At 59.5% G+C, this 11,052-nt stretch carries 11 protein-coding genes and 1 pseudogene; 4 read left to right on the top strand and 8 right to left on the bottom strand.

The features are described from left to right. The first annotated feature begins 2 nt into the window (after positions 1-2). From DTW90_RS33630 to DTW90_RS33640, 3 genes are all read left to right on the top strand, one after another. Positions 3-800, top strand: a complete 798-nt coding sequence (locus DTW90_RS33630; RefSeq protein WP_149344167.1) for a hypothetical protein — start codon at positions 3-5, stop codon at positions 798-800. Positions 801-922: 122 nt separating this feature from the next. Further along, complete coding sequence (locus tag DTW90_RS33635) at positions 923-1,861, top strand: lysozyme inhibitor LprI family protein (RefSeq protein WP_149344169.1); 939 nt, start codon at positions 923-925, stop codon at positions 1,859-1,861. A gap of 360 nt (positions 1,862-2,221) precedes the next feature. Then, complete coding sequence (locus DTW90_RS33640; protein ID WP_149344171.1) at positions 2,222-2,440, top strand: hypothetical protein; 219 nt, start codon at positions 2,222-2,224, stop codon at positions 2,438-2,440. A gap of 248 nt (positions 2,441-2,688) precedes the next feature. On the opposite strand, the gene DTW90_RS33645 is transcribed toward DTW90_RS33640, so the two are convergent. The 7 genes from DTW90_RS33645 to DTW90_RS33675 form a co-directional block, all read right to left on the bottom strand. Then, positions 2,689-4,260: a gamma-glutamyltransferase family protein gene (locus DTW90_RS33645; RefSeq protein WP_149344172.1), complete on the bottom strand. Its 1,572-nt coding sequence runs from the start codon at positions 4,258-4,260 to the stop codon at positions 2,689-2,691. Between the two features lie 24 nt (positions 4,261-4,284). Beyond that, the gene (locus DTW90_RS33650) at positions 4,285-5,019 is read right to left on the bottom strand and encodes an amino acid ABC transporter permease (RefSeq protein ID WP_149344174.1); all 735 of its coding nucleotides are present in this window, start codon (positions 5,017-5,019) and stop codon (positions 4,285-4,287) included. Positions 5,020-5,099: 80 nt separating this feature from the next. Beyond that, complete coding sequence (locus DTW90_RS33655) at positions 5,100-5,939, bottom strand: ABC transporter substrate-binding protein (RefSeq protein ID WP_149344176.1); 840 nt, start codon at positions 5,937-5,939, stop codon at positions 5,100-5,102. 112 nt (positions 5,940-6,051) lie between these two features. Continuing rightward, complete coding sequence (gene speB, locus DTW90_RS33660) at positions 6,052-7,026, bottom strand: agmatinase (protein WP_246665157.1); 975 nt, start codon at positions 7,024-7,026, stop codon at positions 6,052-6,054. A 6-nt stretch (positions 7,027-7,032) separates the two neighbouring features. Continuing rightward, on the bottom strand, positions 7,033-7,809 hold the full coding sequence (locus DTW90_RS33665; RefSeq protein WP_149344178.1) for a creatininase: 777 nt from the start codon (positions 7,807-7,809) through the stop codon (positions 7,033-7,035). A gap of 7 nt (positions 7,810-7,816) precedes the next feature. After that, positions 7,817-8,524, bottom strand: coding sequence for an SDR family oxidoreductase (locus tag DTW90_RS33670; RefSeq protein WP_149344180.1), 708 nt, complete (start codon positions 8,522-8,524; stop codon positions 7,817-7,819). After that, complete coding sequence (locus DTW90_RS33675; RefSeq protein ID WP_149344182.1) at positions 8,518-9,273, bottom strand: SDR family oxidoreductase; 756 nt, start codon at positions 9,271-9,273, stop codon at positions 8,518-8,520. The genes DTW90_RS33670 and DTW90_RS33675 overlap by 7 nt, the downstream gene beginning before the upstream one ends. Positions 9,274-9,407: 134 nt before the next feature. Between DTW90_RS33675 and DTW90_RS33680 the strand changes: the two genes are divergently transcribed. Continuing rightward, positions 9,408-10,310 (top strand): LysR family transcriptional regulator, encoded by a 903-nt coding sequence (locus DTW90_RS33680; protein ID WP_149344184.1) that lies wholly within the window; start codon positions 9,408-9,410, stop codon positions 10,308-10,310. Positions 10,311-10,541: 231 nt separating this feature from the next. Here DTW90_RS33680 and DTW90_RS33685 read toward each other — a convergent pair. Continuing rightward, positions 10,542-11,052, bottom strand: a pseudogene (locus DTW90_RS33685) (homoserine acetyltransferase); the annotation flags it as partial.

An 11,052-nucleotide genomic window follows, 5' to 3' on the forward strand; every position in this document is an offset into this window, starting at 1 on the left:
TCATGGGAAAACTGGGCTTCATCCTCCGCGAGCTGTGGCACCGGGATTGGCTTTTCCGGACAAGCGTCTTCGTGGGACCAGCCCCGCTGACCGGTCTGATGGTCGCCGGCGGTGTGTGGTGGTACACGGTCGCTTCTCCGGGCACGGCCGTTTCGCATGCTGCGCCGCCGCCGTGGGCTGCCGCTGTCGCTCATGGCGATCTCTGGGATACTAGCGCGGAGCCGCAGGCCGTAAAGCCTGCTCATAGCCTGCCCCCGGTGGGGGCGGACGGACTATTCGTCGGCGCCAAGCAGGGATGGCAGGTCGTGGTCAACGCTGTCCATGTCGATGTGATGCTGCAGGTCAAGGTGGATCCGACCCCATTGACCGGCTTCACAGCGGAGGGGCCGGGGATAGAGATGGATCGCGTCCTTGCCAGTCAGCCAGGTGCACCGATCTATGCGGCCAAGGGCCTTGGCTATATCGCCGTTCGTACGGCGGGCATCCACACGATTTCGCTCCGGCTGGAACGTCCCGCCGGTCACGCCGCCAACTGCATCGCGGGCCTGGGTTTTGCCGGGCACAAAGTCTATTCCAATGTCGCGCTCAATCTGGTCAGCGATGTCTCGCAGACCTACCCGCCCGCGCGCTTCGACCTCGAGCCAGGTCTTTATCCCCTCGAATGGGTCTTCGGCTGCTGGCATGATCAAGCGGAGACTGGACCTGGAAAGATCACCCTCCTCATTCAGCATCCCGGAGAAGACTCGTTGCAGCCGGCACGTGATGACGAGATCATCCATTCGCTTCGCGCGAGCCCTTAGTCGATCGTATCAGAGCCCACCCGGTTTACCGCGTCAGCAAATTGGAGGAATCGCATCGATATTCGGCGGAACCTCCGGGAGCGATTTCGCAAGTGTCGCCGCTCATAAACGGATCGCTATCAATGGATAGCAGCGCCAACATTTCAGCGATTATCGCAATTCAGGAGCAACACGAAATGAATAGAAGTCTAGGTCCTGCGGCTTTCATTTGCGTTAATCTTCTGTCTTTGCCGGCTTGGTCTCTCGATTGTGCCGGCGCAAGGCAACCAGTTGATCAGCTCATCTGTGGCAACGCGTCGCTCCGGAAAGCAGACGCGGATATGAGCAACGCTTATTTTGGCCTTCTTAAAGGCGTCAGGGATCCAGATATCCATCAAGCACTTATTTCCAGCCAACAGCGGTGGATTAAGGCGCGCTATCTCGAAGGTGAGAGATGGATTAACGATGGCGACGAACGACATGCCGAAATCATGCAGTTGCAAGCGGTGATCGCCTCGCGAACTGAAAAACTGTCGACAAGAAACGGCGTGACGGAAACGTCGGAGCTTGTAGCGAATGTCAAAGCCGAACAAGGTTACGCCTCTCGTTTCTCCGGCGGCCCCTATTCCGGCTATTGGTCGGAGTGCGATTTTTTCCCGACTGGCAACGGCGGCTCTACCTACGCATGTTTTGGTATGTGGGCAATCCAGAGTGGCTCAAGGGTGTGCAGCGATTACACATTCTGGGCTTCCGGCAGAATCTATGAGTATCAGAAGGTTGAAAATATATCGGAAAAACAGTTAGTTACGGCAGCCGCATGTGGTGAAGATAATGCGGTGTGTCCAACCCTTCATTACCAACCGACCAGCTCGGAGAAAGGTGAGTACGGATGGAACTTTCATGCCGATGACCGTGACGATGACTACAATCCCGACCTCAGCCGGTTGCCGGTGTTGAAGTTTGATCCCGATTTCGAGGCGGGAGGCCGAAATCCAGGCTATGTCCCTGGCTGGATGACCCAGTGCCTCACCGATTCGGACTTTCCGTCTCGCTCGATCGAAAGTCCCGATACAGCAAAATAGAGATGGTTCCGGAGAACGCGCGCGATGGTCCGCAGAGGTGTTAGACCGAACTGGACGACAGACGTCATTGACTTCTTGAAGGAATGCCTGCCGCGCGACGAGTTCGGAAATTGGCAGCATACGTCTTCCTCCGCGCTCCAGATGGGATGTGCGGCGCTGCAAGGGAGCCAGGCGAGAGAAAGCCATGTGGGAACCGCAGCCTCCCGCCTGACCGGGTCGTGCCAACCCACAGCCATAATGACATAAATCGGCCTTCCCGCAACCACCACCTGTCGTCAGGCTCGCCCAGCTCGAGTATTGCATCCTCGTCCTGACGCTGGAATATTCTCGATGCCGAGTTGCAAGCGGGGACTGCTGCGTATGTTCCGAAGGTACGTTAGAGACTACGATCTCCCACTCCTCGGGGGCGACATGGACATGTGCCAGAAGGTGTTCGATATCGTCTGCGCCCAATTGCATATCGAAGCAGGGAGCGAACTGGAAAGTCGTTTGGCCGCCAACATCATCCAATTCTACAAGCAAGGCTTTCCGAGCGAACCGCAATTGATGATCATGGCGCGAACCGTCGCCATCTCCTGACCGGACACCGTTTCCGGGGATTATGTGGTGATGCTGGAACTTTCCAACATACGCGCTGTTTCAAGCGCGGATTGGCGAAGAGCAGCCACCTTCGTCGATTTACCTCGTCATTGTTTCCCGATGACACTCTATTTGGCTCGCTCAACTTCCCGGTGGCGAGCCATCTTTTTTACGCATCCTCGCACATGGCAACTCGTCCTTGACTGCCAGGTCCAATCGGCGTCATCGAAGAGCTTCACGAATGCGCGTCAAACCGCGACAGCCGAACCATCCTTTCGACCATCAGAGCCCGCATGCAATACGCCGTCGATGGGCGCAATGGCCTGGCCGCCCCCCCACGGTGTGGCGACTGGCCTGACCCTGTGTCCACGCTGGGCGAGATTCTGCAAAGTAGCAGCGGGAACAGATCGCTCCACTTCGAAGGTTGCGCCGGTGAACAACCCGCGTCCCATATCGATGGATGCCTGTACGTCCATGCCGAAATCCACCACATTCTGCAGCACCTGGACCTGGCCCACGGGCTGATAGAAACCGTGCATCACACCGAAAGATAGGTACGGCGCTTCATCCTTGGTCGCGAATCCTGGAATTATGGTATTGAGCGACCGTTTACGGGGGGCGACTTGGTTAGGGTGTCCGTCCTCCAGCGTGAAATTCGCGCCGCGGTTCTGAAACAGCACGCCGGTCCGCGGACAGCAGATTGCCGCGCCGAACGATCCGCTGATGGAATTGATCAAAGAGCAGAAATTGCCATGCCGGTCCGCAGTGGTCAGATAGACCGTATCGGTCGGTCCCTGCGGTAGCGGTGCGACGGCCTGCATGGCCACGTCCACCCGGATGCGGTCGCGCAATTCATCGACATAGCCGTCGGAAAGGATCATATCGACCGGCACCACTGCGTGATCCGGATCGGCGATGTACCGATCCCGAACCTCGGCGGCCAGGCGGTATGCCTCGATCTGGAGATGAAACCGTTCGGGACCCGCCGGATCGAGACGCCCATGATCAAATCCTTGGAGAATTCTCAACATCAGCGATGCGACAAGCCCCTGCCCGTTCGGAGGGATCTGATGAACATCGACATCACGATACCGCACGGTCATCGGCTCGACCCAGACCGGACGCCAGTCCGCGAAATCGCCAAGACGATGGCAGCCGCCGGCCGCATTCAGCGACGCGACCATAGACTTCGCCAGATCACCTTCATAAAAGCTTTCGGTCCCTTCCCTTGCGACGACGCGAAGCGTCTGGGCCAACCGAGGCATGGAGAAGAGCTTGCCTGCCTGCGGTGCTTTTCCGGCGTGAAGAAATAGATCGGCGGAGGATCTAAGCCGGACCTCTGCCTCCCGCCAGTCAGCCGCCACACGCTCGGCGACTGGGAAACCGCAGTCTGCGCGCTCGATTGAAGGCTGAAGTAGTTCTCCGAGTGACTTCGTACCGAAAGCGGAGAGAAGCAGTTCCCAGGTTCTGAGCGCGCCGGGGATGGTGACGCTATGCACGCTGTCCTCGTCAACCACCGACAGTCCCTTGTCTCGGAGGAAAGCGGCCGACAGGCCGCTCGGGGCATAGCCGGAGCCGTTGACCGCATGAAGCTTGCGGTCGCTCGCGTTCCAGACAAAGGCGAAACAATCGCCACCCACGCCGGTGCTTTGCGGCTCGATGACACCGAGAAGGGCGCAAGCCGCGACGGCGGCATCGATGGCATTGCCGCCGTGGCGCAGGATTTCTGCGCCGACAAGGCTCGCTTCCTGATGCGAGGTCGCAATGGCATATCCGGTTCCGAAGGATGGCGATCGGCCCGGCAGCTGGAAATCACGCATGTCATCTATTCCTGTTGTTATAATTCATCGCGTTCTCGCGGCCGGCCGGATACGATCCGCCAGTTCATGGCGCGACATGCGCTGTTCCAGCCAGTTCTGGAAAAGCCCGAGAATGCTGGTGAGGATCAGGTACCAGATGGCGGCAAAGAGGAATAACTCGAAGGTCTTGAACGTGGCGGAGTTGATATCCTGCAACGTACCAAAGAATTCGCGCACGCCGATGATGCTCAGCAGCGACGTGCCCTTGATCATGAGCGTGAACTCGTTGCCGAGAGGCGGAATGACGACGCGCATTGCCTGCGGCAGCACGATCAGGCGAAATGCAAGGAAGGGACGCAATCCCAGAGCGCGCGCGGCATCCATCTGACCGGATCCGACCGTGCCGATCGCACTTCGGAATATCTCGCTCATATAGGCACCCTCGTTGCATGCCAGCGCGATCAGGGCGGCTTGCATCGGCCCGGATATCGATATCGGGCCGAGCACGATTTCCGGATAGGAATAGAACCCCGCGGCAGCAACGCCGGTATAGACGAGAAGCAGTTGCACCAGCAGCGGCGTGCCGCGCCAGAACCAGACATAGAAGCCCGATATAAAGCGCAACAGTCCGGATTTCGATCCCCGGGCAAGAGCGATGATCAATCCGAACACGACGCCGGCAAACTGAGCGATGACGGAAATATAGATCGTCACCAGCATGCCTTCCCAGACAATCGCAGGCGGATTGAACAGGAATTCGAGGAAATAGTGGAAATCCACGTTTGCGCGTCCTTTGCAGCGAGCACCGGCGATATGTTCCCGGAATACCGGGTAACATATCGCTCTCCTCGCTCAGGTCTTTATCTTCCGACAGCCATGGACTCGAAACTCCACGCCTTGACCGCCGCATTGTAGGATCCATCGGTCTGGGTCGTTTCGAACGCCTTAGCCAATGCATCATGCAGGTCTGCATCGGATTTCAGCGTCGCGATCCCGGTGAAATACGTGCTCATCTGCGGGCCCGCGAGCTTGAGCTTGCCGGGATTCTGCTGATTGTAGGCCGCCTCGGTCGCTGTTCCGCCGTAGAAGGCGTCAGCGAGGCCGGAGAGAAGTTGGACGATGGCATCCGTGGCCTTCGGCAGGGCAACGATGGAGATCGCCGGTTTTCCCTGCTTCACCAGTTCATCGCTGGTGGCGGTCACTTCCTGCGCGTTGACGGAGCCGCGCTCGACCGCGACTTTCTTTCCGGAGAGATCGGCAAGGGAGCTGACCGCAAGCGGGCTGTCGGCCTTGACGATGACGGCGTTGCCGACATTGGCGTAATCCACGAAATCGACGACCTTGCGCCGCTCGGGCTTGTCGAACAGTGCGGAGATGATGGCATCGCACTGGCCTGCCTGCAAAGCGGGAATCAGACCGTCGAAGCTGATGTTCTTGTAGCTCGCCGTGACACCCATCGCCTTTCCGATGGCATTGCCGACATCGATATCGAAACCGACCGGCTTCATCGTGGTCGAATCCAGTGACAGGAAAGGCGGCACGGAAAGGTCGCTGCAGTATGTCAGCGTACCCTTGGCCTTGACCTTGTCGGCCAGTCCGTCTGCCCGTGCGGCTGTGCCAGCGAGAACGGCCAAAAGGGCGGCACCGACGATGACGGCCGGCATGCGACGGATCTTTGAATTGCTTGCGCTCGATTTCATTGCGGTAACCCCTCTTTTATATGGTTTGTTTAGATGGCAGTTCCGGCCGGAAGCCGGAAAGATATCAATTCAGTCTCCTTTTCGGGCAGGCTCGATCGAACCTCTGGCCGCGCTAAGGAGCGGTTGAGGATTTTTCTTTCCGCGCGCTCACGGACTTCGCCATGATGCAGAGCAGCTCGAAGGCAATGGTCGCGCCGGCCAGTGCCGTCAGCCCTGCAATGTCGAAGGGCGGCGCTACTTCCACGACATCCGCGCCGACGACATTCACGCCGTCGATCAGCCGGACCAGTTGCTGTGCTTCGCGCGTGGTAAAGCCGCCGATTTCCGGCGTACCCGTTCCGGGCGCCATGGACGGGTCGATGCTGTCGATGTCGAAAGAGACATAGGTCGGGGCGTCGCCGACGATGCTGCGCGCTTCCGCCATCACGGCCTCGGCGCCCCGGGCGGCGAATTCCTCGATGTAGATGATGCGGATACCCTGGTCCTTCGCCCACTTGTGCTCGCCGGGCTCATAGATCGAGCCGCGTATGCCGATCTGAACGACCTTCTTCGGATCGAGAAGCCCTTCCTCGATCGCACGGCGGAACGGTGTTCCGTGCGTATAGGGATTGTCGCCGAAATAGGTGTCGTTGGTATCGGAATGGGCATCGAAATGAATAAGCCCGACAGGACGATTGCGGGCGACTGCCCGCAGGGCCGGCAAGGTGGTCAGGTGGTCGCCACCAATGCCGAGCGGCAAGGCGCCGGCGGCGACCACAGCTGCAACGCCGTCCTCTATCCGCTTCAGTCCATCCGCAAGGTCGATAGGATTGACGGAGAGATCGCCTATATCGGCCACGCGGGCCATCGAGAAGGGCTCGATGCCGGAAACGTGATGCGTGCTGCGCATCAGGCTCGATTGGCTGCGCACTTCACGCGGTCCATGGCGCGCGCCCGCACGGTTGGTCGTGCCGCCGTCCCATGGGACGCCGAACATCGCGATGTCGAGCCCCTCCGCGGTGTCGAGGATCGGCAGGCGCATGAAGCTCGGTATGCCGGCAAAGCGCGGCACGACGGCAGCGTCGATCTGTCGAAGGGCAGTATCCATTATCTTCTACTCCAGTCCAAATTCTTCGCGTATCGCTTGTTCGATGCCGCGGACGACGTCATCGAGAAGCCATTGTCCCTTCTCTGCCGTTGAACCTTCGGTGAGCGAGAGCACACCGGAGGGCGGGAGTCCCTGCGGCGGCGCGGGATAACGGTCGTAGGGCTTGAAACGCGCGGGTCCGTCATTGGCGGCGGCCGAAAGATCGACGAGATCAGGGCGCAGGGCCATCATCATCGATGTTTCGATCACACTGGCATGCTCAAGCTCGATGCCGGGATAACCATCGGGAAAGACGCGCGCGATCGTTTCCGGGCGCACCATGTCCCAATGGTCGATGCGCAGGATGGCGAGAGTATCGTTCGGATCGCGCCCGAGCGTGTCGAGCGCAAGCTCTATGCCCTCGACGCTGCTCCAGATGTTCTCGTAATGGCCGTTGACGAGAACGATGCGCCTTGCGCCATGCCGATAGAGTTCGCAGACGATATCCCGGACGACGGCCGCATGGGTGGCGGCTGTCAGGTTGAGGGTCCCGGAAAAGGAGCGGCCACCGCCGGTACGCGGCTGCGACCGATTGCCGAAGGGAAGGGTCGGAGCAACGAGTGCGCCGATACGTTGCGCCACCCGCTCGCAGATAGCGGTCGGCAGGACGACATCGACGTTCATCGCCATATGGTGGCCATGCTGCTCGGTCGCTCCCAGGGGCAACATGACAGGCTGGCCAGCCTTTATCCGTGTGGCGAATTCGGGCCAGGACAATTCGGAGAGAAAAACGCTGTCGTTCATGATCACCTCACAGCATCGCCGAGCCGCCATTGGCGCCCAAGCATTGTCCGGTAAAAAATGTGCCGCCCGGCCCGGCAAGGAAGGCGATCGCGGCAGCCACTTCATCCGGCTTGCCGATGCGGCCGAGCGGATGGGCCGTCTCCGCCGCCTTCATCTCCGGCGACAGCGTTTCGAAACCGAGCAAATCCGTATCGATCGGGCCGGGGGCGACCGCGTTCACGAGAATGTCGGGCGCCAGCTCGCGCGCCCAGGATCGGGTCAAACTGACGATGGCGCCCTTCGTCGCCGCATAGACGGCAAAGTTGCCCCGACCGGCAAATGCAAGATCGGATGCGACGTTGATGATGCGGCCACCTGGTCGCATCGCCTTCAGCGCTTCACGCGTCACGAGGATCGCGCCCCTGACATTGACGGCGAACTGCCGGTCGACCTGCTCCGCGCTGGTTTCGGCAAGCGCCGACTCGATCATTATGCCGGCATTGTTAACGAGGATATCGATACCACCGAGCCTGCTGCTCGCTGCGCCCACCGCCCTGACCACGGCTCTCTCGTCGGCAATGTCGCACGGCAGGATGTCAAAGAGGGATTGGGCCGCAACCAGATCGAGGCCGATCACCGCGGCCCCCAGCTCGCGCAGCATAAGGCCGGTTGCGTGGCCGATACCGCGCGCAGCACCGGTTAAAAGCGCGGTCTTGCCGGACAGAACCCCTACCATGGCACTTCTCCCCGATCGATGCCGATTGTCTGTCCGGTGATGTTTGCCGCAAGGTCGGACGCCAAGAAGAGATAGGGGCCGGTGACGTCGGCAGGCTCCATCAAGCCCGGCAGCGCCTGGGCGCCGACGATCGCTGAAAGCAGCTCGTCTTCGCCCTTGCTGCTGCGCGCCGACATGCGGCCGAGCGATGCCATCGCCGCATCGGTCCGCACCCAGCCAGGGCAGACGGCGTTGACCCGGATGCCTCGCGGTCCAAGTTCCCGGGCAAAGGTCTTTGTCATGCCGATCACTGCATGCTTCGATGCGACATAGGCGCCAAACAGCGGCTCGGCGACCCGGCCCCAGATGGAGGCGGTGTTGACGATTGCGCCTCCCGCCGTCATTCGCGGCAGTGCCAGAGCCGTCACACGCGCGGTACCGAGCACGTTGACGTCCAGTATGCGGCGGAAATCGGTTTCGACACCGGCAGACCATTCGAGGATCGGCGTCATGCGTTCCACGCCCGCATTGTTGACCAGTACGTCGAGACGTTCGATCTGTTCGAATGCTGCCGATACGGATGCGTCATCGGCAATATCGGCGATATGGCTGCTCGCGCCCAGTTTCGCCGCCACCGATGCCACAGCGGGATCATCGGCCAAAAGGTGGAGGTTTGCACCGGCAGCATGAAACGCATGGGCAACCGCAAACCCGATGCCGCGGCTTGCGCCGGTGATGACGACAGTTTTGCCAGAGAAATCCAAGATCATCGTAGCACCGATTTTGGAGGCGACCCAGCCTGACAGCGATGGTCGGCCGCGTTCGAAAAAATCATGGACAAGTTTTCGTTTGAAAACTATCAAAATATTCCAATCATAAAATTGAAAACTGTCGATGTAAAATCATGCGTAGACTGGATAATATCGACCTTCGCCTGCTGCGTGTTTTCATGACATTGGTCGAGGCCGGCGGATTTGCGGGTGCGCAGATCGCGCTGAATCTTTCCCAATCCACCCTGAGCACGCATCTGGCAGATCTGGAAAAGCGTCTCGGCGGCCAGCTTTGCATTCGGGGACGCAAGACGTTCCGTCTGACGGACCTCGGTCAGGCCACTTACGAAGCTGCGGCGAGACTTTTCATCGATGTCGAAAATTTCGGCCACAGAGTAGCAGCGGCCAATGGAAGGCTGACGGGGCGGCTCCGGCTGGGGATCGTCGACGGGGTCATCACCAGCAAAGAGCTAGGGCTCCAACATACGCTTGATCGTTTGATGCAGCCGGAGATCGATGTCGTCATCGACGTGATCCAGGCAACCCCGCTGGAGCTGGAAAAAGCCGTTACGGAAGGGCGTCGCGACGCCGTGATCGGACCTTTTTCCCAGCAAGCGCCGGGGATCGTCTACCGCCCGCTTTATCGGGAATTGAACGAACTTTACTGCGGTAAAGGTCATCCGCTGTTCGAACGTCCAGACGGACTTATAAACCAGACTGACATTGAGCGGGCCAATCTATCCGTTCGCGCCTATCGACAGTTGGACGATCTCTACCGGATCGGTCACTCAAAAGCATCCGCGTCCGTCCACCAGATGGAAGCTCAGGCTATGCTTATTCTTTCGGGCCACTACATAGGGTTTCTCCCGAGGCATATGGCCGAGATCTGGTTGAATGCCGGGCAGATGCGCGCCATCAAGCCTGGGCGTTTCGGGTTTCACTCGCAGCACTTTCTCGCCTTTCGTCAGAGCGAGCGGGAACGGCCGATAATTCGCGCGCTGCTCACCGCCATAGGGAATCCAAGCCATCAACCGTAATCGTCGCCTGTAGACAGCGAGATGCAAGTCGGCTTTAGCCGGCGCTCAGGCGAGCGCGGTGGCTTTGTCCAACGTCTCAGCTTAGTCCTTTATTGCAAGAAACTGTCCCTGAGGCCGTAATGTATTCTCTCCGACTATCTGCCCAGATGAGTAGCGGGACAGTGGCGCAAGGTTCCTCCGCATGGTGCTGGCGAATTCTTTCCGTCTGCACTTCACAACCTCGACTTCGAGCTATCTCATCCAGCCATCCACGGCACGGCGCAGAAAGTCGAGATCACCTTCGTTGTCTTTCGGACTGCCGGCACGATGGCCCCAGATGGAAGGAATGGGTCGCAGCTCAGCATGGGCAAGATGGGGGATATCGGCAGCATTATCAGCCACGGGGAAGTAAAGATCAGTTCTCCCCGGCAAGAGCAGAACACGGGCGCGTATCGAATTGAGCGCACGCACCAGGTCACCGCGGTACATCTCATTGTCGCTGATATCGGACGCTATCCAGGTGCAAGCCTGGGCATACAGATCTGCGGCCGGCCTCCGTAAAAACCCCGGTTCCCAAACGTCGGTAAGAAATTCTTCCAGCGTTGCTGCATTGGTGCCGCTCAAATGCAATTCGGCACGATACCAGTCCTGACTCATCGCCCAGCCGGCGTAGATGCGCGCAAAGGCGCGCAGTGCGGCGCGAGGTTCTGTCGAAAAGCGACCGCCGCCAAGGTACTCTGGCGCAGCCTCCAGGGTTGCGAGC

Origin of the sequence: Neorhizobium sp. P12A, from assembly GCF_008365395.1 — a bacterium.
In the GTDB taxonomy this organism is placed as follows: domain Bacteria; phylum Pseudomonadota; class Alphaproteobacteria; order Rhizobiales; family Rhizobiaceae; genus Rhizobium.

Coding starts and splice junctions, on each gene's coding strand:
- DTW90_RS33630 (WP_149344167.1), top strand. CDS start 3: ATGGGAAAACTGGGCTTCATCCTCCGCGAGCTGTGGCACCGGGATTGG.
- DTW90_RS33635 (WP_149344169.1), top strand. CDS start 923: ATGGATAGCAGCGCCAACATTTCAGCGATTATCGCAATTCAGGAGCAA.
- DTW90_RS33640 (WP_149344171.1), top strand. CDS start 2,222: ATGTTCCGAAGGTACGTTAGAGACTACGATCTCCCACTCCTCGGGGGC.
- DTW90_RS33645 (WP_149344172.1), bottom strand. CDS start 4,260: ATGCGTGATTTCCAGCTGCCGGGCCGATCGCCATCCTTCGGAACCGGA.
- DTW90_RS33655 (WP_149344176.1), bottom strand. CDS start 5,939: ATGAAATCGAGCGCAAGCAATTCAAAGATCCGTCGCATGCCGGCCGTC.
- speB (WP_246665157.1), bottom strand. CDS start 7,026: ATGGATACTGCCCTTCGACAGATCGACGCTGCCGTCGTGCCGCGCTTT.
- DTW90_RS33665 (WP_149344178.1), bottom strand. CDS start 7,809: ATGAACGACAGCGTTTTTCTCTCCGAATTGTCCTGGCCCGAATTCGCC.
- DTW90_RS33670 (WP_149344180.1), bottom strand. CDS start 8,524: ATGGTAGGGGTTCTGTCCGGCAAGACCGCGCTTTTAACCGGTGCTGCG.
- DTW90_RS33675 (WP_149344182.1), bottom strand. CDS start 9,273: ATGATCTTGGATTTCTCTGGCAAAACTGTCGTCATCACCGGCGCAAGC.
- DTW90_RS33680 (WP_149344184.1), top strand. CDS start 9,408: ATGCGTAGACTGGATAATATCGACCTTCGCCTGCTGCGTGTTTTCATG.